Below are 21,571 nucleotides of genomic sequence, written 5' to 3'. Positions count from 1 at the left end.
CGCACGGCGCCGGGCTATTATCCCGGCCCGGCTAAAGCTGCGGCCGCGGGCGACGGCAGCCGCGCGTCAGCTGGCCTGACGTGCCAACGAGCGGCGGTAGTCCACCAGATCTTCGATGGTGACCACCGGCATATCATACTTTTTGCCGAACGCGATGATTTCCGGAGCATGGGCCATGCTGCCGTCCTCATTGGTGACTTCGCACAGCACGCCCATCGGCTTGAGGCCGGCCAGGGTGGTCAGGTCGATGCTGGCCTCGGTATGGCCGCCGCGGGTGAGCACGCCGCCCGGCTGGGCGCGCAGCGGGAACACGTGGCCGGGACGATTGAGATCGCTGGGCTTGGCGTTGTCTTTGATGGCGGCGCGGATGGTGGTCAGGCGGTCGGCGGCGGAAACGCCGGTGGTGACGCCTTCCGCGGCTTCGATGGTGACGGTAAACGCCGTCTGGTAGTGGCTGGAGTTGTGTTCCACCATCATCGGCAGATCCAGCTGCCGGCGGCGCTCCTCGGTCAGGCACAGGCAAACAATGCCGCTGCCGTGGCGGATGGCCAGGGCCATCTGTTCAACCGTCATGCTTTCGGCGGCAAAAATCATGTCGCCTTCGTTTTCACGATCTTCATTGTCCAGCACCAGCACACCGCGACCATGGCGCAATGCGTTAAGTGCGTTTTCCACGCGTTCTGTCGGCGTACCGAACTCGGAAAGAAGCGTCTGATTCATGGTAAAAAAAACCTCATAAAGTATATGGATTACCAGAACCAGGGCAGACTTAGGAGTAGCCTTAACAGGCTAAAAGATAACGAGAATGAGCTGGCAGCTCATTGTTGGCCGTTACTCTCTCCCATCCGGACTATAACCGTCGGCCCCGGAATTACACCGGGTCTGCTGACCTCAAATCCTACGGCAATCTGAGCGCTCGCGGGCTTCCTGTGCAATAATCGTCAATAGCAATTAGCGCACGGGTTTACCGCCGGTGGGGAGTTTCGCCCCGCCCTGAGAATAAGCGGAATTACTATAACGCCATTGGATTATCGGAGCAATTAGCAAACGAATAATTTCTGGCGGCTCTTTTAGTTTCTTCTCGGCTGATCTGGCATTACACTTAACCAAAACTAACGCGTTAGGGAACTACAGATGATAGACACCAAAAAAATCGAACAGCTTGCCCGTCAAATCCATGAGTCCCTGCCAAAAGGCATCCGCGATCTGGGCGATGACGTGGATAAAAAAATCCGCCAGGTATTGCAAAGCCAGTTCAGCCGGATGGATTTAATCAGCCGCGAGGAATTTGACGTGCAGACCCAGGTATTGCTGCGCACCCGGGAAAAGCTGAACCAGCTGGAACTGCGCATCAATGCGCTGGAAACCATGCCGAACAGCGGCGGCGCCCCGACGGTGGCCGGCGCCACATCACCTGTAACCCCGGGCGCCGCCGTATCGGCCCCGGCCGCCGCGCCGGCAAGCGATGAACCGCCGGCCGAAACGCAGGCTGGAAGCATCGCCGCAGACATTAAGGACGCAGGCAAGAAGCCGTAGGCCGCCGCAAAATATCGGGCGGCCGCGGACACGTTATCCGCCGGGAAAAGCGGGGGGCAACGGCGCCGTCGCGGCGCCCTTGCCTTTAACCGCGTTTGCCGGTTTTGATGGCGTTGATGATATTGGTGGTGGAGCAGCCGTCTTCAAAGTTGAGCACCCTGACGTCGCCGCCGTTGGCCCACACTTCCTTACTGCCGGCAATCTGTTCGGGCCGGTAATCGCCCCCCTTCACCAGCACATCGGGCAATATCTTGGCGATCAGCCGCTGCGGGGTATCCTCGTCAAAGGCCACCACCCAATCCACGGCGCCCAGCGCGCCCAGGACTACCATGCGCTGCGCCAGCGGATTGACCGGCCGGGACTCGCCCTTCAGGCGCCGGGTCGAGTCATCGCTGTTTACCGCCACGATCAGCCGGTCGCCCAGCCGCCGGGCGTTGGCCAAATAGGTCACATGCCCGGCGTGCAGGATATCGAAGATGCCGTTGGTCATGACCACCTTTTCGCCGCGCTGGCGCGCCTGCGCCACCGCCTGCTCAAGCTCGGCCTCGGTCATGACGCCGAAACCGGCGTCGCCACGCCCGTGAATGGCGTTTTCCAGCTCGATGGGACTGACGGTGGACGTGCCCAGCTTGCCGACCACCACGCCGGCGGCGGCATTGGCCAGGAAACAGCACTCTTCCAGCGGATTTCCGGCCGCCAGGGCCGCCGCCAGCACGCCGATCACCGTATCGCCGGCGCCGGTGACGTCATAGACTTCCTGCGCCTGCGTCGGCAGGTTCAGCGGCGGCTTGCCGGGTTGCAGCAGCGTCATGCCCTGTTCGGAACGGGTAATCAGCAATGCCGACAGGCCGTAATCGGCAATCATCTTCATGCCGCGGGCGACCAGATCGGCTTCGTCGGCGCTGCGGCCGGCCACCGCCTCGAACTCGGATAAGTTCGGCGTCAGCATGGTGGCGCCGCGATAACGGGCGAAATCGGTGCCTTTGGGATCGACCAGTACCGGCACCCCGGCGGCGCGCGCCAGCTGGATCATATCCTGCACGCGTGCCAGCGCGCCTTTGGCGTAATCCGACAATACCATCGCGCCGGCGGCGGGCAACGCCGTCTTGATGCGCTCCAGCAGCGGTCCGGCGTCCACGCCGTCAAAGCCTTGCTCAAAGTCCAGGCGCAGCAGCTGTTGGTTACGCGACAGCACCCGCAGTTTGGTAATGGTGGGATGGGTGGACACCGCCACGAAATCACAGGTCACGCTGACGCCGTTGAGCCGCTCGCCCAGGGCGCGGGCGGCATCGTCGACGCCGGTAAGGCCGACCAGGCGCGAACCCGCGCCCAGCGCGGCGATATTCATCGCCACGTTGGCGGCGCCGCCGGGGCGCTCCTCGATGGTATCGACTTTGACTACCGGCACCGGGGCTTCCGGTGAGATACGGCTTGTTGGGCCGGACCAGTAACGGTCCAGCATGACATCACCCACCACCAGCACGCCCGCCCGGCGAAAATCAGGCAACGTAACTTTCATCCACTCGCTCCAGACTTAACGATTTTATTGCGCGGGATTCTAGCATAGGCTGCGGCAATTCTCTCCCACCCCCGATAGTGGAACGCATTTTCCCGCCCTTGCCCTCAGTCGAGCCATTTTTTCCAGTAGGCGGTAATCAGCGCGCGTTCGGTTTGAAACCGATGGCTATCCACGCGCCCCGGCAGGTCCTGCAGCGCCAGATGATGGATTTCGTCGCGCAGGGTGGTATAGGCGTCGCTTAATCGCGCGGCGTCGTCCGGGCTGATGATCCCGTGGCGCGCCATCAGCGCGAAAATGCGCACATTATCGGACCAGCGCGTCAGTTCCGGGATGGCGCAGGCATAACGCAGCACCAGGTACTGCGCCAGAAATTCAATATCGGTGATGCCGCCTTCGTCGGCCTTGATATCAAACTGTTCGCCGTTTTTACCGGCCAGGTGCCGGCGCATTTTGGCGCGCATCTCGCTGACGTCCACGCGCAAGACCGCCGGATCGCGCTCCCGGCACAGCACCTCGCGGCGGATGGCGGTAAAACGCGCCCGCAGCGCGTCGTCGCCATATACCTGGCGCGCCCTGACCAGCGCCTGGTGCTCCCAGGTCCAGGCCTCATGCAACTGGTAGTCCGCAAAAGCGTCCAGGGTGCTGACCAGCATACCGGCCGCGCCGGAGGGACGCAGGCGCGGGTCGACTTCATACAGCACGCCCGCGGGCGTGCGGGTGCTGAATAAATGCATGATCCGCTGCGCCAGGCGCAGGTAGAACTGGCGGCCGTCAATACTGCGCTCGCCGTCGGTCATCACCTCCGCCGGACAATCATGTAAAAACACCACATCCAGATCCGAGCCGTACCCCAGCTCCCAGCCGCCCAGCTTGCCATAGCCGATTACCGCGAATCCCTGGCCGCCCTGCTCGCCCAGATGGGCGGGACGGCCGTAACGCGCCACCATGGTCTTCCAGGCTTGCTGGAGCACGGCGGCAATCATGGCCTCGGCCAGATAGGTCAGGTGATCGCTGACCCGCATGACCGGCAGCACGCCGGTAATATCGCTGGCGGCAATGCGCAGTTGCTGCGCCTGCTTAAACTGGCGCATGGCGTCGAGCTGCTGCTCTTCGTCCTCCTCCGGCACCCGCAGTAAATACTGACGCAGTTCATCACCGTAAGCTTCAGGCGCCAGGGGATGGTAGAGCGTGGCCGGATCCAGCAGTTCATCCAGCAACAGCGGATGGCGGGCCAGTTGGGTGGCGATCATCGCCGAGGCGGCACACAGACGGATCAGGTGGGTCAACGCCCCCGGATACTCCACCAGCAGTTCCAGGTAAGTGGTGCGGGACACGATGCTCAGCAGCATCGGCGCCAGCCGTCCGAAGATATCGTCGGCGGCCGGCTGCGGACAGATTTGCGCCAGCAGCCGCGGCATCAGTTGATCGAGCACCTCGCGCCCGCGCGGGCCGATGGTACGTTTCGCTATGTCGCGCCGTAATTCCACCAAGCGGGCCAGAAGGCGCCCGCGCCCGGCCTCATCCAGCTGCGGCGCCAGAAGCCCGGCATCCTGCTCCGGCGCGTCGTCAAACCACAGCGCGCCATAGCGGTCGAAATCCACCGGGTCCGCCGGATCGGGCGCGTCGTCGCCGATAAGCATATCAAAGATTAACCGCACCCGCCGCATATGGCCGGACAGCGCGTCCTCAAGGGCCGGCCAGTCGGCCACCGCCATGCCGTAGGCCAGGCGGGCGCGGTTGAGCGCATCGGCCGGCAGGGTCTGGGTTTGTTCATCGTTGATGGCCTGCAGCAGGTTTTCCAGCCGGCGCAGGTAGAGATAAGCCTGGCTTAATTGTTCGGTCTGGCCGGTGGTCAGCAGGCCAAGCTCGCCGACCGCGCTCAGGGTAGGCAATAGCGAGCGCTGCTGCAGACGGGGTTCCCGGCCGCCGCGGATCAGCTGGAATACCTGGGTAATGAATTCTATTTCCCGAATGCCGCCGGCGCCCAGCTTGATATTGTCTTTTAGTCCCCGGCGCCGCACTTCGCGGGCAATCATGATTTTCATATTGCGCAGGGATTGGATCACGCTGAAATCGATATAGCGCCGGAACACAAAAGGACGCAGCAGGCTTCGCAGTTCCTGGCAGTAGGCGTCGTCACCGTCGCCCATCAGCCGGGCCTTGACCATGGCGTACCGCTCCCAGTCACGCCCCTGTTCCTGGTAATAATCCTCCAGGGCGGCAAAACTCAGCACCAGCGGCCCGCTGTCGCCAAACGGCCGCAGGCGCATATCCACCCGGTAGACAAATCCGTCGGCGGTCGGCTGATCGAGGACTTTGATAAGCCGCTGCCCCAGGCGGGTAAAAAACAGCGCGTTGTCCAGCTCGCGCCGCCCGCCCCGGGTCTGGCCGTTTTCCGGATAGGCGAAAATCAAATCGATATCGGAAGAGAAATTCAGCTCGCCGCCGCCGAGCTTGCCCATACCCAACACCAGCAGCGGCTGCGCGGCGCCGTGCGCATTAGACGGCGTGCCCCACTCACGGCAGCAGACCTGGTATAGCCAGTCGCGCGCCGCAATAATCAGCGTTTCGGCAAGCTGGCTGAGCTGGATCAGGGTATCGGTGGTCGCGCAGGCATCCAGTGCCTGCGCCCAGGCAATACGCACCAGGGCGCGGCGGCGGAACAGGCGCAGCTCACGCATCAGCGCCGCCTCGTCCTGCACCTGCGCCAGCCGCGCCTGGAGCGACGAGGCATAACCGCGCCACTCGTCCGCGCGGGGCGGATCTCGGTGCAATTCCTCCAGCCAGTCCGGCCGGGCAATCAGCGCTTCGCTGATAAAATCACTTAACGCCAGCGCGACGGCGGTGTTTTCGTCCACCACAGCAGACCCGGCGGCCGCCTCCCCGTCCGCCGGGCGGGCGGGCATCAGCCGGGCGGCCATCGCCTGCGCCTGGCGATCCAGCAGGGGCGGAAGAGGCAATTTCATCATCGATCTCCTGGGGATGTCACGGGCAACGCTGCGGCCCCGCGGGGCTTAGCGGTTATTGACGCTGCGCCAAAAACCCGGCTGGGTCAGCGCCTGGCGCCGCATATGCTCCAGATTGTTGGTGCCGGGCAGGATAATCGCCTGCTGCAGCGCCTGCCAGTGTAAAATATAAGATAAAACCTTCTTGACCGGATAGGCGCCCGACAGCAGATGGAAAGCCATGATCCGCCGCTCCAGCCGCGGCAGCTGCTGCTGGTATTCCTCGTGGGACATCACGCGGCCGAACGCCACTTTTAACTCGGCGGCGCAGCGCGACAGCATGATATCGGCAAAACGCTTAAAGGAGCCGTCCAGTTTCCGGCGCGCCTTATCATCGAGACTGTCCCGCCAGCCGGCGAGAATCAGCCAACGGGTCAATGCCAGCTTACATTGCAGGTAAGCGGCGTCATAGCACAACCGCCGGGGATCGCTGTCCGGCGGTTGCAGCCGGTCGGTCACCTCCGCCAACCGGGCGCGCAGCTCGTTGGTGGCCTTGCGCGGGATCATATTGCCCATCACCACAAAGGTTTCCCGGATCAGCATAATGGCGGACAGGATGCTTTCCCGCGCCAGCGGAATGCCCTGCAGCCACAGTTCCTCATGGTATTGCCAATGGGCCAGCGCCAGGGACAGCGCCTCGCTCAACCCCTGCTCCACCGTCGCCTTGGGCGCGGGACGCAGCAACGGCAGGGCGCGGATTTCACGCGGCTCATTGCCCGCGGCCAGATGATAGCCGCGCGCGGCCTTGCTCAGGCTGCCCTGGCGCAGGCCGCCGTCGGCGCAAAGCGTGCCGGCCAGCGCCAGTAGGTCCGCGACGTTGCCGTGCATGATTTCCAGTTCCAGTTCGCAAATGGCCTCGCTCAGCTCACCCGCCACCACTTCGCCCTGATCAAACGCCACTTCTATCTCGCTGTCACCGTAGGTTATCAACCACTTTTCACGCAGATAATCGGTACGAAACAGGGGTTGCAAGCGCTGCTGCAACGTCGCCACATCCATGTCCGGCGGCCAGATGTCGGCGGGCAACAGCGTAATATCGATATCGGGGCCGGGCAGTGGAATATTATATTCCGGGTGCTGGTGCAGGCCGCCGACGATGGTGCCGGCGGTTTTGGCCGTCATTTCGTAACGTTCGTTATTGCCGCGTACGCGTAAACCCACGCCGTGCCGGCGCAGGTCAAGCCCGACGGTGTCAAAATAGATGTTAATCAGGCGCTGCGCTGCCGTATGACTGCCTCCGCAGGCGGATACACGCTCCGCCATGGACGCCACCGCATCGGGATGAACGATAAATTTTATTTCTATTTCTTCACTCATAGCTTCGGTTACACCACTGGTTGCTCAACGAGCAGTTGCGGAACGACACCCGGCCCGGCGCCGTTTGTCACGGGGATGCCGCGCAGGTGTCGGGCTGAAGAACGTAATAATCGCCTTAATGCCGCTTATGGACAAGCACTGATATGATTTGAATGACAATTTATAACAAAAAATTAATGCGCTTAACGCGACATGCCGCCGTTTTTATCCATTACAACGTTAATCGGCGCCGTAACGGATAAATTACCCGTTCAAGAGACCGGACATGGTCATTTAAATAACGCTATTGCATCTTTCCTCCCCTGGCCGGGGCCTTGCGCAGCCTGATAGTAAGATAGTTCCCATTTCTGTTTAAGCATTGCGTCGTCAAACTGAACCCACTACTATCGACCCACATTTGCCTGAAAACGACGGAACTATGTACAAATTACGCCATATTTGCTTCGCGTTATTGAGTCTAGGCTTCGCCGCCAGCACTCATGCCGATGAGACGCGCTTTGTTTCCGATGAGCTCATCACCTATATTCACAGCGGGCCGGGCAACCAGTACCGGATCGTCGGCACGCTGAATTCCGGAGAAGAAGTCACGCTGCTGAGCGTCAGCGAAGGCAATAACTACGGCCAGATCAGGGATACCAAGGGCCGCACCGCCTGGATCCCGCTCGATCAGCTCAGCGACCAGCCCAGCCTGCGGGTCAAGGTGCCGGCGCTGGAGCAAAAGGTCCAGGACCTGACGCAAAAACTCAGCACCATCGACGCCAGCTGGAACCAACGCACCGCCGAAATGCAAAAGAAGGTCACCGAGAGCGACGGCAATATCCAGACCCTGCGCGACGAAAACCAAAGCCTGAAAGATCAGCTGGTGGTGGCCAGGAAAAAGGTGGATGCCGTGGCGGTACAGCTTGATGATAAACAGCGCGCCATTATCATGCAGTGGTTCCTGTACGGCGGCGGCGTGGCCGGCGTCGGCCTGGTGCTTGGCCTGGTGCTGCCCCATCTGATTCCGCGCCGTAAAAAAGACAATCGCTGGATGAACTGATCCCGCGGGTTTGCCTGTTGTCCTGGCGGTTTAACGTCGCCGCAGTATTGCTGTTTACGCTAAGCGCGGTAAGCATGATAACGAAGAGGGTAATCAGCGTTGCGGATGCGACTACACTTAACAGATGATGGCAAAACCGACATTGTCAGGAGTTCACAGTGAAAAAATATCTGGTCGGCGGCGCCGTCCGCGACGGATTATTGCAATTGCCGGTGCATGAGAAAGATTGGGTCATCGTGGGCGCCACCCCGGAGCAGCTGCTGGCGGAAGGCTATCAGCAGGTGGGCAAGGATTTCCCGGTATTCCTTCACCCGCGCACGCGCGAGGAGCATGCCCTGGCGCGTACCGAGCGCAAATCAGGACCAGGCTATACCGGCTTTACCGTCTATGCCGCGCCGGATGTTACGCTTGAGCAGGATCTGATGCGCCGGGATCTGACCATCAATGCCATAGCCCAGGATGAAGACGGCCGGCTGATTGATCCCTATCACGGCGTGGCCGATATCGAGCAGCGGCTGTTGCGCCATGTCTCGGACGCGTTCGGCGAAGATCCGCTGCGCGTACTGCGCGTGGCGCGTTTCGCGGCGCGTTTTGCCCATCTTAATTTTCGTATCGCCCCGGAAACCCTGGCGCTGATGCGGCAAATGGCCGAGAACGGCGAACTGCCGTCCATCTCGCCGGAACGGGTGTGGACCGAGACCGAAAAAGCGCTCGCCACCCGCAACCCCCAGGTCTATTTCCAGGCGCTGCGCGATTGCGGCGCCCTGGCGGCGCTGTTTCCGGAAATTGATCGCCTGTTCGGCGTGCCGGCGCCCGCCAAATGGCATCCGGAAATCGACACCGGCATCCATACGCTGATGACGCTCTCGATGGCGGCGCAGCTTACGCCCGACGTCGCCGTGCGTTTCGCCACGCTGTGCCATGATGTGGGCAAGGGGCTGACCCCGCGTAACCTCTGGCCTCATCATCACGGCCACGGCCCGGCCGGCGTCAAGCTGGTCGAGACCCTGTGCGCCCGCATGCGGGTGCCCAACCACATTCGCGATCTGGCAAAAATCGTCGCCGAATACCATGATTTGATCCATACCGTAGATCGCCTCACCCCCAGGACCCTGATGAAGCTGTTCAGCGCCATCGACGTCTGGCGCAAGCCGGAGCGCCTGGAGCAGATGATCATCACCAGCGAGTCCGACGCCCGGGGGCGCACCGGTTTTGAAAATAACCCTTATCCGCAGGGAGACTGCCTGCGCGAGGCATATCGGGCGGCGGCGGCGGTGACTAATCGCGAGGTGATCGAGGCGGGGTTTACCGGCGCGGAAATCGGCGAGGAGATCCGCCGGCGCCGGCTGCAAGCGCTGGCGGACTGGAAGCAACGCCAGGAACAATCGCGCGCGGAGACTCTGCAGGATTAGCCCTCCCCGCAGCCGGCCTTATCCTGACGATAAACAACGCCCCGCCGGGCGCAAGACCGGCGGGGCGTTGTTTTGGCAAACGTTAGCGTAGCGGCGTCCCCGGCGCTACATCAGCACCCAGTACACCAGTCCCGCCAGGATAAAGCGGTAGATGGCGAAAGGCACAAACGAGATACGCTTGATGATCTGCAGGAACAGCTTGATGGCTACCAGCGCCACGACAAAGGCGGTGACAAACCCCACGGCAAACATCGGGAAATCATGCCAGGAAAGGAAAGGCAGGCTTTTATAGAGATCGAGGGCAGTCGCCCCCAGCATCATCGGCACCGCCAGGATAAACGAAAACTCCGACGCCGCATAACGGCTCACACCCACCAGCAGGCCGCCGCTGATGGTGGCGCCTGACCGGGAAAACCCCGGCCACAGCGCCAGGCACTGGAAACAGCCGATCAAAAAAGCCTGCAGGTAGGTGATATCATCAATGCCTGCGGCGCGTGGCACCTTCGGCTTCAGCCACTCGCCGGCCAGCAGCAGCACGCCGCCGACCACCAGGGCGAACATGACGTATTTCGCCTCGAACAGCCCTTTGATTTGTTCATGGAACACCAGGCCCATCACCACCGCCGGTATCATGCCCAGCAGGATATGCCCCAGACGCAGGCGCCCGGTGCCGATGCCCTCGTGCGGCACCCGGCCGAAATGAATACCGATCAGGCCGAACAGCCGGCGCCAGAACATCACCACCACCGCCAGGATCGACCCCAGCTGGATAATCACTTCAAAGGTTTTTGCCTTATCATCCGTAAAACCCAGCAATGTGCCGACCAGAATCATATGCCCCGTCGAGGAGACCGGCAAAAATTCGGTTAACCCTTCCACCACCCCAAGAATAAAAGCAATAAATACATCAGGCAGTCCTGTCATACAAAACGTTCCCCTCAAGCAACCGACAACAAAAAAGCGGCGGTTTGACGTCAAACCCAGCCGCTAAAACAACCCGGAAAATGAGACAAACATACGGTAAAAAGGTTTCCGCTGCATGAATTTTAGATTAAGAGTCATAAACTTTCAGACTTTTCGGTTACCGCGCTCGATTATCACGCCAACGCTTTTCGCCTGCGGCACCGCGCCCGGCTTGCTGAGTTTAATGCGCACCCAGGGCAGGTTAAAACGCTGGCGGAGCAGCCCGGCCACGTCTTCGGCCACCCGCTCGACCAGCGCAAACCTATTGCCCGCGACAAACGACAGCACCGCTTCGCTGACATCGGCGTAGCTCAGGCAGTCGGCCACGTCGTCGCTGCGCGCCGCGGGCCCGTTATCCCACCCCATCTCGATATCAAACACCAGCTTTTGCAGCCGGGTCTGCTCCCAGTCATATACGCCGATAACCGTCATCACCGTCAGCTGTTCTATAAATACAATGTCCATGCGCCATACCCGCTTTTTGTGGATGTTGGATACCACTTCGAAAGGAATATGCGTATTATCCACACTCAGGCAAATAAAACGATGATTACGGGATGGAACTTGGTTATGAATGCTATTGCGATTGGCATGATAATCTTCGCCTATCTTTGCGGCTCGGTGTCCAGCGCGATACTGATATGCAAACTCGCCCGTCTGCCCGATCCCCGCACCCACGGCTCAGGTAACCCTGGCGCCACCAACGTGCTGCGTATCGGCGGCAGGACGGCGGCGGCGGGCGTTATGGTATTTGACGTACTCAAGGGCATGCTGCCGGTCTGGCTGGGCTACCATCTGGGGGTGCCGCCCTTCTACCTGGGGCTGATTGCCATCGCCGCCTGTATCGGACACATCTACCCGGTGTTCTTCCACTTCCAGGGCGGCAAAGGCGTCGCCACCGCGTTCGGCGCCATCGCGCCCATCGGCTGGGACCTGACCGGCCTGATGGCCGGCACCTGGCTGCTGACGGTACTGCTCAGCGGTTATTCGTCGCTGGGCGCCATTATCAGCGCGCTGATCGCGCCCTTTTACGTCTGGTGGTTTAAACCGCAGTTTACCTTCCCGGTGTCCATGCTGTCATGCCTGGTGCTGCTGCGCCACCACGACAATATCCAGCGCCTGTGGCGCGGGCAGGAAAGCCGTATCTGGCGCAAGCGGCAAAAAGACAAAGATATCGACCGCCAGGAAGGCGCGCCGGATAACAGGGACGCCGATCTGCGGGCCGGCACGCAAAACGACGCGCAGGACAGCCATAGGGACAGATAACGCCCCCTCCCTTATACCGGCGTCAGTTCGGCCAGGGGCCAGCGCGGCCGCACGGTAATGCCCAAATCCGCATGAGCGCCGTTTTGCAGGCGCACCATGCCCGCATAGGCGATCATCGCGCCGTTATCGGTGCAAAATTCCGGACGGGCGTAAAACACGTTGCCGCCGCGTTTTTGCATCATCTCCGCCAGACGCGCGCGCAGGGTTTGGTTGGCGCTGACGCCGCCCGCTATCACCAGCCGCGTCAGGCCGGTCTGATCCAGCGCGCGGCGGCATTTAATCGCCAGCGTATCCACCACCGCGTCCTCGAACGCCCGGGCAATGTCCGCCCGCGTCTGGTCGTCCTGCCCGTTGGCGCGAACGGTATTGGCGGCAAAGGTCTTCAGGCCGGAAAAACTGAAATCCAGCCCCGGACGGTCGGTCATCGGGCGCGGAAAGGTAAAACGCCCGGCCGTACCCTGGCGCGCCATTTTCGACAGCAGCGGGCCGCCGGGATAATCCAGTCCCAGCAGCTTGGCGGTTTTATCAAAGGCCTCGCCGGCCGCGTCGTCTATCGACTCGCCCAGCAGTTCATAGCGGCCGATGCCGGTCACGGCGATCAGCTGGGTATGCCCGCCCGACACCAGCAGCGCGGCGAAGGGAAACGCCGGCGGGTTATCTTCCAGCATCGGCGCCAGCAGATGGCCTTCCATATGATGCACCGCGATGGCCGGCACCTTCCAGGCATAGGCCAGGGCGCGTCCCACGGTGGCGCCCACCATCAGCGCGCCCACGAGGCCCGGGCCGGCGGTATAGGCCACGCCGTCGATATCCCGCCCCTCCAGCCCCGCCTCGCGCAGCGCGGCCTGGATTAGCGGCACGGTCTTGCGCACATGATCGCGCGAGGCCAGTTCGGGCACCACGCCGCCGTAGTCGGCATGCAGCTTGACCTGACTGTAAAGCTGGTTGGCCAGCAGCCCCGACCGCTCGTCGTAAATCGCCACGCCGGTTTCGTCGCAGGACGTCTCAATACCTAAAACTCGCATAATTTTTCATCAACTCCACGTTGTGCGGCGCATAGTCTACCATATTCCGGCCCGCGGGCACCCGCCGGCGCGGTGCCGCGGCGCGTAAATTCGGTGTCTTTATTGCCCGGGCCATGATACAAGTATGCCCCTTGCGGATCGCGGGATCCGCGGGAAGATCCAGGATCGGCCGCTCAGGATCCCGGATCAACAGGCCAGGCCACTTAATTTCATGCTTTTTAATCGAGCACGCCAATCATGTGCAGCAAATTTGGCCGTTTTGCGCTATAATAAGTCCAAGAAATCATGAATGACGCGGCAAAGACCCACGCTGTTTGCCGGCCGGCCAGCAAGATCATTGGCCGTGGCGCTTTACAAAGCAGCCCTGGTTGAAGTAAAATTCCGCACCATTTTGAAACGGCTGACACAAGGTCAGCAGCAAAATCCGAATTCTATCGAGGTGAGAGTTACATGCCGGTAATTAAAGTACGTGAAAACGAGCCCTTCGACGTAGCACTGCGTCGCTTCAAACGTTCATGCGAAAAAGCAGGTGTCCTGGCCGAAGTTCGTCGTCGTGAGTTCTATGAAAAACCGACTACCGAACGTAAACGCGCCAAAGCATCCGCAGTAAAACGTCATGCAAAAAAATTGGCTCGCGAAAACGCACGCCGCACTCGTCTGTATTAATTTTTCGGGGTGAAAACCCCAACCGCGTGATTAATCCGCAGACTTAGCAGTTGCATACGAAGGCCGTGCGATCCGGAAGGATTGCGCGGCTTGTTCTCGTTTATAGGCTAACCAATCAGGGCTTATGGCTGGACGAATCCCACGCGTATTTATCAACGACTTGTTGGCTCGCACCGATATCATCGACCTGATCGACGCTCGGGTGAAGCTGAAAAAACAAGGCAAGAATTATCACGCTTGTTGTCCGTTTCACCATGAAAAAACCCCGTCGTTTACCGTCAATGGCGAGAAGCAGTTTTACCATTGTTTCGGATGCGGCGCCCATGGCAATGCCATCGATTTCCTGATGAATTACGACCGGCTTGAGTTTGTCGAATCCATCGAGGAACTCGCCACCATGCACGGCCTTGAAGTGCCGTCCGAGACGGGCGCCGGTCCCAACCAGCAGGAACGCCACCAGCGTCAGAGCCTCTACCAGGTGATGGAGAAGCTTAGCGACTACTATTTGCAGGCGCTGCAGCAGCCCGCCGCCGCGCCGGCGCACCAGTACCTGGACAAGCGGGGGCTGAGCGCGGAGATCATCAGCCATTTCGCCATCGGCTACGCGCCGCCCGGCTGGGACAACGTGTTGAAACGCTTTGGCCGCTCGGCGGACGATCGCACGGCATTGAACGATGCCGGAATGCTGGTGACTAACGATCAGGGACGGGTTTATGATCGCTTTCGCGAGCGCGTCATGTTCCCGATCCGCGACCGGCGCGGGCGGGTTATCGCCTTTGGCGGGCGCATCCTTGGCGACGGCCAGCCGAAGTACCTGAACTCGCCGGAAACCGAGATTTTTCATAAAGGCCGCCAGCTGTACGGGCTTTATGAAGCGCAGCAGAAGCACCCGGCGCTGTCGCGCCTGCTGGTGGTGGAAGGCTATATGGACGTGGTGGCCCTGGCGCAGTTCGGCATTGATTATGCCGTCGCCTCGCTCGGCACCGCCACCACCGCCGAGCATATCCAGCTGCTCTACCGCGCCACGGATCAGGTCATCTGCTGCTACGACGGCGACCGCGCGGGCCGGGAAGCCGCCTGGCGCGCGCTGGAAACCGCCCTGCCCTATTTGAACGACGGGCGCCAGCTGCGGTTTATGTTCCTGCCGGACGGGGAAGATCCCGATACCCTGGTGCGCCAGATTGGCAAAGAAGCCTTTGAGCAGCGCATGGAACAGGCGCAGCCGCTATCGGTTTTTTTGTTCGAGACGCTGATGCCGCAGGTGGATTTAAGCAGCCCGGACGGCCGCGCCAAGCTCAGCACCCTGGCGCTGCCGCTGATAAGCCAGGTGCCCGGGGAAACGCTGCGCATGTACCTGCGCCAGCAATTGGGTAATAAATTGGGCATTTTGGACGATAACCAATTGGAAAAGCTGCTGCCGAAGCAGGCGGGCAATACAAATATTTCGCCGCAACCCCGGATAAAACGCACAACCATGCGTATACTTATAGGATTGCTGGTGCAAAACCCGCGCCTGTCGGCCCTTATCCCGTCCTTACAGGGATTGGAGCAGGCGAATCAACCGGGTGTGCCGCTGTTTATTGAATTAGTCCAGACCTGCCAGGCGCAGCCGGGCCTGACCACGGGGCAGCTGCTGGAGCTGTACCGGGATAATAAATCCAGCCCGCAGCTTGAAACGCTGGCGATTTGGAACCACATGATCATAGAGGATATGATCGAAGCGACGTTTGTCGATACCCTGACGAGCCTTTATGACTCCATACTGGAACAACGTCAGGAAGAGCTGATAGCGCGCGATAGAACGCACGGATTGACGACCGAAGAACGAAAAGAGCTTTGGTCACTGAATATGGCTCTGGCCAAAAAGACATGAATGACACCGAGGCTTAATTGCCTATAAATGGCAGGGCAATGCCCTGTGCGATGCCGTATTGGGCTGCGGCGTTAAACAAAGGCCTGCACTCTTGTTGGTGATGAAATTTCACCGACCAACACCGAATTATAATCTGAAGTGTGGATACCGTCTTATGGAGCAAAACCCGCAGTCACAGCTCAAGCTACTTGTCACTCGTGGTAAGGAGCAAGGCTATTTGACCTTTGCCGAGGTCAATGACCATCTGCCGGAGGATATCGTCGACTCCGACCAGATCGAAGACATCATCCAGATGATAAATGACATGGGCATCCAGGTGATGGAAGAAGCACCGGATGCCGACGACCTGCTGTTGGCCGAAAACACCTCCGACACCGACGAAGATGCCGCCGAAGCGGCCGCGCAGGTCCTGTCGAGCGTGGAGTCCGAAATTGGACGCACCACCGACCCCGTGCGCATGTACATGCGCGAAATGGGTACCGTTGAACTGCTGACCCGTGAAGGTGAAATCGATATCGCCAAGCGTATCGAGGACGGGATTAATCAGGTGCAATGCTCGGTTGCCGAGTATCCTGAGGCAATCACCTACCTGCTGGAACAATATGATCGCGTCGAAGCGGGCGAAGCGCGCCTGTCGGACCTGATCACCGGTTTTGTCGACCCGAACGCCGAAGAAGAGATGGCGCCGACCGCGACCCATATCGGCTCCGAACTGACCACCGCCGAACTGGCCGACAACGATGACGACGAAGAAGAAGATGACGACGACGCGGAGGACGATAACAGTATCGATCCCGAGCTGGCGCGCCAGAAATTCGTCGATCTGCGCGATCAGTACGAAGCCACGCGCAATGTCATCAAAGCCAACGGCCGCAGCCACGCCAAGTCGGCGGATGAAATCCTCAAGCTCTCCGAGGTGTTCAAGCAGTTCCGCCTGGTGCCGAAACAGTTCGACTACCTGGTAAGCAACATGCGCTCCATGATGGATCGCGTGCGCACCCAGGAACGGTTGATCATGAAGCTCTGCGTCGAAAACTGCAAAATGCCGAAGAAAAACTTCGTCACGCTGTTTGCCGGCAACGAGACCAGCGAAGCCTGGTTCAAGGCGGCGCTGGCCATGAACAAGCCTTGGTCGGAAAAACTGCGCGAAGTCGATGAAGACGTCCATCGCAACCTGCAAAAGCTGCGTCAGATTGAAGAAGAAACCGGCCTGACCATCGAACAGGTGAAGGATATCAACCGTCGCATGTCCATCGGCGAAGCGAAAGCCCGCCGCGCCAAGAAAGAGATGGTGGAAGCCAACCTGCGTTTGGTTATCTCGATTGCCAAGAAGTACACCAACCGCGGTTTGCAATTCCTGGATTTGATCCAGGAAGGGAATATCGGTTTGATGAAGGCGGTGGATAAGTTTGAATACCGCCGCGGGTACAAGTTCTCGACCTATGCCACCTGGTGGATCCGTCAGGCCATTACCCGCTCCATCGCCGACCAGGCGCGCACCATCCGTATCCCGGTACATATGATTGAGACCATTAACAAGCTCAACCGTATTTCCCGCCAGATGCTGCAGGAAATGGGCCGCGAGCCCACCCCTGAAGAGCTGGCGGAACGGATGCTGATGCCGGAAGATAAAATCCGCAAGGTGCTGAAAATCGCCAAGGAGCCGATCTCCATGGAAACGCCGATCGGCGACGATGAAGATTCGCATCTGGGTGATTTTATCGAGGATACCACCCTCGAGCTGCCGCTGGATTCCGCCACCTCGGAAAGCCTGCGTTCGGCCACGCATGATGTGCTGGCCGGGCTGACCGCCCGTGAAGCCAAAGTCCTGCGCATGCGTTTTGGCATTGATATGAATACCGACCATACGCTGGAAGAAGTGGGCAAACAGTTTGACGTTACCCGCGAGCGTATCCGTCAGATCGAGGCGAAGGCGCTGCGCAAGCTGCGCCATCCCAGCCGGTCTGAAGTGCTGCGCAGCTTCCTGGATGACTAAACCCCGCAGGACCCGGCAACGGGCCAGCCCGGCGCGTTAACGGCCGCAACAAGCCCCGCTCTCGACAGGCGGGGCTTTTTTTTTGATTGATGCCCGTGCTATTTCCCCGCGGCGCGGCACTCGCCTTACGATCGGCGCTGCGTTTGGCCCGGGCATCCGGCGGCCAGGCCTGGTTATGCCCCTTGACCGGGCCGGGTTACCGGCCCCGCGTCGCCAGTATGGCATCCAGCTCGCGATAGGATTTGATCAGCGTCTCGAAACCCATACGGTTCAGTCCGCTGGGATTGGGCAGCACCCAGATTTCGGTTTTGCCGATGGTCACCTCCTGCTTGCCCCAAATGGCGTTGCTCACCCGAAACGCCTGCCGGTACGCCTGCTTGCCCAGTACCGCCAGCGCGGTGGGCTGATACGCCTGGATCTTCTCGATCAGGCGTTTGCCGCCCTCCCGGTACTCCGCCAGCGTCAGCTCGGACGCCTCGGTGGTGGGCCGCTCTGCCAGCATGGTAATGCCGCATCCCGTATCCAGCAGTTGACGTTCTTCCTCAGGCTTAAGCTGCCGCTCGGTAAACCCGGCCTGATGGATGATTTTCCAGAACCGGTTATTGGGATTGGCGAAATGCACACCCTTATGGGCGCTCGACAATCCCGGGTTGATACCACAAAAAACCACCCTAAGCCCCGGGGCCAGAATGTCCTCTATCATCTTGAAAACTCCTGAAAATGCAACGCGCTACACACGCCGGCCAATAATAGCGCGTAATTGGCGATAAATCAGCCAAGCAAACCGGGACACTATGGATCTGTCACCGCAGTTACTCTATAATCAACGCCCACTCGGCCCCTTAGCTCAGTTGGTTAGAGCAGGCGACTCATAATCGCTTGGTCGCTGGTTCAAGTCCAGCAGGGGCCACCAAGAAAACTTATATAAATCATCCTATTACAACCACCCTTCCCCGTTTCGATTTTTCCTGTTTTACCCGAGTGTCTCAAAAGTGTCTCACCAGAAAATATCGTGCCTCATCGACGACGCAGTTTAGACATCGGAAACAGGCAAACGGCAGGCGAAAAAAAACCTGCTCTCGCAGGCTTGGCTCAGAACCAAACGCATCTTGCTTGGCCCTGGGATGGGGCGGCGCCGGATTTACCCGGCCGGGGATCATAATGGATTTCGTAATGCTTTCCATAGTCTTAAACGTATGGCCGCAATTGATATTAGTGCATTGGTGATAATGTTCTTTGGTGGTATCCCGGTTACGGAGCGGGTGCGAAGTCCAGCCTCATAAGAAGCTCGTCATGGAACACACCATCAACACATAATGCAGCGGTATCTGTTGCCCATTCTTTGAATCCAACAGAACGATAAAGCGCCTGCGCCGGACGGTTTGTCGAGACGACGGAAAGCTTCACCGTCCTCACCGTTCCAACCGCCTGCAGTGCTGCCGCCAGAAGCGCTCTGGAAAGACCGCTGCCCCTCAGTTCAGCCCGGACATACATTCCCCAAAACGTGGCCACATGGCTCAGCTTCGGCACAGTACTGAAACTGATGCCAATGATGCCCTGCAATCTATTATGCAGGTCAAACCCGCCAAATACCGTATTTAACAGCAGGCGCTCAGCAAAGAACTCATCAGGCTTCTGGCTTTCATCTGCAAATGAAGCGCCGAATGCCTCCGGGTAAAGCCTGAGAGCTTCGAGTCTGACATACCTGAAATCGCCAACATGGTTTCTGGTAACGCGGCGTACCGTAAATACGTCCATTTCCCGCTCCCTACTGCCGCAAAGATGATGTTCGTTATCCTCGGCGGGGCTGAATTTAACACCACCCCCGGCAACGCCTGCCCATCATTGCCTGTTTTCAGACGATATTATTATCCAGAAGGGAGGTGCCGTAAGAATTATCGACAGTACACAACCACCGGCCGTCGCCCTCCCGGCGGAATACATAGGTAGCCCGCCGGATGGCCTCGGCCGTTCCGCCCTGATCGTCCGGGAAACGAAGCACCGTTTCCATGATAACCAGCGCATTTCCGCCGCCTTCAATAACCTGCATTTTCCCCTGCTCCACAATGAGCCGATCCTGGAAATAGTCAGAGATGGCAATGAAAGCGCGGCGAATATCGTCTTTACCCCGGGCTATCATGCCCGGTTTAACAACCAGCGCCGCATCTTCGGCGTAATGTGCCATCAGCGCGTCAAAATCTTTTGCTGAGATAGCCTTATCACATGACGCAATGATCTGCCGGATCGGGTGTGAATTCATGTATTACTCCCCTGAGAATTAACCTTTTCTATTTACCATAACATCTAACACCCGCCCCCTGAAAGGCGCGCTAACGCTTCTCTGTAGTGTTATGCTGCCCCTCGGCGATCAACCTCAACCCGCTGGCGGCTCGCATCAGGCACGCTTTAGCCTCTTCCGGCATTAATTGTATCCCCCTGGCCCGGGTCTGTTCTATGAGGTCGGCGGTGCGGATGCGTACGCCGTTAGTTTCGGAGCAAACCACATGCGCGAAGGCATCACCTAACTCGTTCTCTCTTATCATTATCAGCCCTCGCCTATTACGGGAAAGGCTACCCGAAGTAGGGAAAAAAACGTTATTACCGGACAAACAGCAGGTAAACTATCCACTCCAATAACAGAGGCGGTGAAGCGATATGCTGCAAGTATGGGGAAGGAAAACGTCATCCAATGTCCAGGCGCTGATGTGGTGCATCGGTGAATTGCAACTCGATTATCAGCGTTACGATATCGGCCATAAATACGGCGGCAATCACACGCCGGCGTTTTTAGCCATGAATCCCAACGGCACCGTGCCGGTGTTGCAAGATAACGCTGGCCCGGCGTTATGGGAAACGGGCGCCATACTGCGGTATCTGGCAGCCAGGTATGGGAATGATGTTTTTTGGCCGCGGGATGAGAATTGCCGGGCGCAGGTGGATATGTGGGCGGAGTGGTCAAAAATTAATGTGGCGCTTAACTTTACCGCCCCCATTTTCTGGCGCGTGGTGCGCACGGCGGCGAACGAGCGGGATCCGCTGGCGATTGGCCGCGCGGTGGAAACGCTGGCAACCGTTTTATCTATCGCTGAACGCCAGTTAGCCCTGCATCCTTATCTAACGGGTCATGAATTGACTTTAGCGGATATACAGTTCGGCCATGTACTATATCGTTATTATGATATTGATATTCCTCGCCCGGCGTTGCCTCATTTGCAAGCCTATTATCAACGGCTAGCTTCCCGGCCGGCGTACAAAAAACATGTGATAATTTCTTACGAGGAATTACGCGTTTTCTGATGTCGCTAAAACAGCGGTCGCCAGGGGCCGTTTTTCAGCCTGCGCTCTTTATCTGATTTTCGCCGCATCCAAGCCATGGCTGCAAGATAAAGGTTCTCGTTACTTATCCGTGTAAATAGAACTAGTATTGTCAAAATTATTTCCAAACGATAATGTGAATGGTATATTCAGTTGCAGCGCGCCATCATGCGATAAAGCAAAAAGAATAATGAATTATATTTTCATGATTATTTATTTTGTTATTAAATTTATTTAATAATTAATTCCAATCACATGTTATAAATACATTATCGAGGTAATTAATGGCAAACCGGTATCCCCTGACTGTGCAACTGCATCATATCCAGGCATGGCTGCTCAGCGGATTGTCCAAACAGGACTATTGCGCGCGCGAAAAATTGACGTTAAGTACCTTTTATTATTGGTTAAATAAAAACAAGTTTGACGCGGAAAAAGGCAATATCGGGGCGGCCGGGCGCACCGAGCTCTTAAGAGACGACCCCAATACCGTGACCCTGCACCTGCCCAATGGCTGTTCTGTCAGCTGTTATCCCGGCCAGCTCACCACCATTATGCAAGCGTTGGCCCTGGCATAACGGCGCCGCCGCCGCGGAATTTACCGGCCGTCCGGGGTCAGGCAGTTGCCTGCGGTTGCAA

The 21,571-nt window shown here is 58.8% G+C and carries 19 protein-coding genes, 1 tRNA gene, 1 pseudogene and 1 riboswitch; of the genes and pseudogenes, 10 read left to right on the top strand and 11 right to left on the bottom strand.

Translation table 11 applies throughout. The annotated features are described in order from the left end of the window. Positions 1-66: 66 nt before the first annotated feature. A complete protein-coding gene (gene ribB, locus ACL2XG_RS19535) occupies positions 67-720 on the bottom strand; it encodes a 3,4-dihydroxy-2-butanone-4-phosphate synthase (protein ID WP_410013424.1) in 654 nt (217 codons plus the stop codon). 109 nt (positions 721-829) lie between these two features. After that, positions 830-1,005: riboswitch (FMN riboswitch) on the bottom strand. A 129-nt stretch (positions 1,006-1,134) separates the two neighbouring features. On the opposite strand from ribB, the gene ubiK reads away from it, so the two are divergent. After that, complete coding sequence (gene ubiK, locus ACL2XG_RS19530) at positions 1,135-1,536, top strand: ubiquinone biosynthesis accessory factor UbiK (protein ID WP_413721502.1); 402 nt, start codon at positions 1,135-1,137, stop codon at positions 1,534-1,536. Positions 1,537-1,621: 85 nt separating this feature from the next. On the opposite strand, the gene hldE is transcribed toward ubiK, so the two are convergent. The 3 genes from hldE to ACL2XG_RS19515 form a co-directional block, all read right to left on the bottom strand. Further along, entirely contained in the window at positions 1,622-3,055 is a 1,434-nt protein-coding gene (hldE, locus tag ACL2XG_RS19525) for a bifunctional D-glycero-beta-D-manno-heptose-7-phosphate kinase/D-glycero-beta-D-manno-heptose 1-phosphate adenylyltransferase HldE (RefSeq protein ID WP_410013422.1), read from the bottom strand. A gap of 104 nt (positions 3,056-3,159) precedes the next feature. After that, a complete protein-coding gene (gene glnE, locus ACL2XG_RS19520) occupies positions 3,160-6,024 on the bottom strand; it encodes a bifunctional [glutamate--ammonia ligase]-adenylyl-L-tyrosine phosphorylase/[glutamate--ammonia-ligase] adenylyltransferase (protein ID WP_413721503.1) in 2,865 nt (954 codons plus the stop codon). A 45-nt stretch (positions 6,025-6,069) separates the two neighbouring features. Next, positions 6,070-7,377: an inorganic triphosphatase gene (locus ACL2XG_RS19515; RefSeq protein WP_413721504.1), complete on the bottom strand. Its 1,308-nt coding sequence runs from the start codon at positions 7,375-7,377 to the stop codon at positions 6,070-6,072. A 418-nt stretch (positions 7,378-7,795) separates the two neighbouring features. Between ACL2XG_RS19515 and ACL2XG_RS19510 the strand changes: the two genes are divergently transcribed. Together ACL2XG_RS19510 and ACL2XG_RS19505 are read left to right on the top strand one after the other, a co-directional pair. After that, the gene (locus ACL2XG_RS19510) at positions 7,796-8,416 is read left to right on the top strand and encodes a TIGR04211 family SH3 domain-containing protein (protein ID WP_410013419.1); all 621 of its coding nucleotides are present in this window, start codon (positions 7,796-7,798) and stop codon (positions 8,414-8,416) included. A gap of 158 nt (positions 8,417-8,574) precedes the next feature. Beyond that, a complete protein-coding gene (locus ACL2XG_RS19505) occupies positions 8,575-9,828 on the top strand; it encodes a multifunctional CCA addition/repair protein (protein WP_413721505.1) in 1,254 nt (417 codons plus the stop codon). Between the two features lie 105 nt (positions 9,829-9,933). Here the strand turns inward: ACL2XG_RS19505 and bacA are convergent, their stop codons facing one another. Together bacA and folB are read right to left on the bottom strand one after the other, a co-directional pair. Further along, the gene (gene bacA, locus ACL2XG_RS19500; protein WP_410013417.1) at positions 9,934-10,752 is read right to left on the bottom strand and encodes an undecaprenyl-diphosphate phosphatase; all 819 of its coding nucleotides are present in this window, start codon (positions 10,750-10,752) and stop codon (positions 9,934-9,936) included. Positions 10,753-10,896: 144 nt separating this feature from the next. Further along, positions 10,897-11,256 (bottom strand): bifunctional dihydroneopterin aldolase/7,8-dihydroneopterin epimerase, encoded by a 360-nt coding sequence (gene folB, locus ACL2XG_RS19495; protein WP_413721506.1) that lies wholly within the window; start codon positions 11,254-11,256, stop codon positions 10,897-10,899. A 105-nt stretch (positions 11,257-11,361) separates the two neighbouring features. Here folB and plsY point away from each other — a divergent pair, with 105 nt between their 5' ends. After that, positions 11,362-12,057: a glycerol-3-phosphate 1-O-acyltransferase PlsY gene (plsY, locus tag ACL2XG_RS19490; protein WP_413721507.1), complete on the top strand. Its 696-nt coding sequence runs from the start codon at positions 11,362-11,364 to the stop codon at positions 12,055-12,057. 11 nt (positions 12,058-12,068) lie between these two features. On the opposite strand, the gene tsaD is transcribed toward plsY, so the two are convergent. After that, complete coding sequence (gene tsaD / locus ACL2XG_RS19485; RefSeq protein WP_413721508.1) at positions 12,069-13,082, bottom strand: tRNA (adenosine(37)-N6)-threonylcarbamoyltransferase complex transferase subunit TsaD; 1,014 nt, start codon at positions 13,080-13,082, stop codon at positions 12,069-12,071. Positions 13,083-13,532: 450 nt separating this feature from the next. On the opposite strand from tsaD, the gene rpsU reads away from it, so the two are divergent. The 3 genes from rpsU (at position 13,533) to rpoD (ending at position 17,617) form a co-directional block, all read left to right on the top strand. Beyond that, on the top strand, positions 13,533-13,748 hold the full coding sequence (gene rpsU, locus ACL2XG_RS19480; protein WP_001144069.1) for a 30S ribosomal protein S21: 216 nt from the start codon (positions 13,533-13,535) through the stop codon (positions 13,746-13,748). Between the two features lie 124 nt (positions 13,749-13,872). After that, complete coding sequence (gene dnaG, locus ACL2XG_RS19475) at positions 13,873-15,621, top strand: DNA primase (RefSeq protein ID WP_410013413.1); 1,749 nt, start codon at positions 13,873-13,875, stop codon at positions 15,619-15,621. Positions 15,622-15,775: 154 nt separating this feature from the next. After that, on the top strand, positions 15,776-17,617 hold the full coding sequence (rpoD, locus tag ACL2XG_RS19470; RefSeq protein ID WP_410013412.1) for an RNA polymerase sigma factor RpoD: 1,842 nt from the start codon (positions 15,776-15,778) through the stop codon (positions 17,615-17,617). A 196-nt stretch (positions 17,618-17,813) separates the two neighbouring features. On the opposite strand, the gene mug is transcribed toward rpoD, so the two are convergent. Continuing rightward, positions 17,814-18,320, bottom strand: a complete 507-nt coding sequence (gene mug, locus ACL2XG_RS19465; protein WP_413721509.1) for a G/U mismatch-specific DNA glycosylase — start codon at positions 18,318-18,320, stop codon at positions 17,814-17,816. Positions 18,321-18,453: 133 nt separating this feature from the next. Here mug and ACL2XG_RS19460 point away from each other — a divergent pair. After that, positions 18,454-18,530 (top strand) — tRNA-Ile (locus ACL2XG_RS19460). A gap of 205 nt (positions 18,531-18,735) precedes the next feature. Here the strand turns inward: ACL2XG_RS19460 and ACL2XG_RS19455 are convergent. The 3 genes and pseudogenes from ACL2XG_RS19455 to ACL2XG_RS19445 form a co-directional block, all read right to left on the bottom strand. Continuing rightward, positions 18,736-18,864, bottom strand: a pseudogene (locus tag ACL2XG_RS19455) (ogr/Delta-like zinc finger family protein); the annotation flags it as partial. Between the two features lie 4 nt (positions 18,865-18,868). After that, positions 18,869-19,375: an N-acetyltransferase family protein gene (locus tag ACL2XG_RS19450; protein WP_413721510.1), complete on the bottom strand. Its 507-nt coding sequence runs from the start codon at positions 19,373-19,375 to the stop codon at positions 18,869-18,871. A gap of 97 nt (positions 19,376-19,472) precedes the next feature. Further along, a complete protein-coding gene (locus ACL2XG_RS19445; RefSeq protein ID WP_413721511.1) occupies positions 19,473-19,877 on the bottom strand; it encodes a YybH family protein in 405 nt (134 codons plus the stop codon). A 395-nt stretch (positions 19,878-20,272) separates the two neighbouring features. On the opposite strand from ACL2XG_RS19445, the gene ACL2XG_RS19440 reads away from it, so the two are divergent. Continuing rightward, positions 20,273-20,914 (top strand): glutathione S-transferase family protein, encoded by a 642-nt coding sequence (locus tag ACL2XG_RS19440; protein WP_410013405.1) that lies wholly within the window; start codon positions 20,273-20,275, stop codon positions 20,912-20,914. Between the two features lie 302 nt (positions 20,915-21,216). Beyond that, the gene (tnpA, locus tag ACL2XG_RS19435; RefSeq protein WP_410013404.1) at positions 21,217-21,510 is read left to right on the top strand and encodes an IS66 family insertion sequence element accessory protein TnpA; all 294 of its coding nucleotides are present in this window, start codon (positions 21,217-21,219) and stop codon (positions 21,508-21,510) included. Positions 21,511-21,571 lie beyond the last annotated feature (61 nt).

This window comes from Sodalis sp. RH24 (assembly GCF_047324145.1).
Taxonomy (GTDB): Bacteria; Pseudomonadota; Gammaproteobacteria; order Enterobacterales; family Enterobacteriaceae; genus Acerihabitans.
The sequence above is the reverse complement of the archived record's forward strand: the minus strand, read 5'-3'. Positions and strand labels throughout refer to the sequence as shown.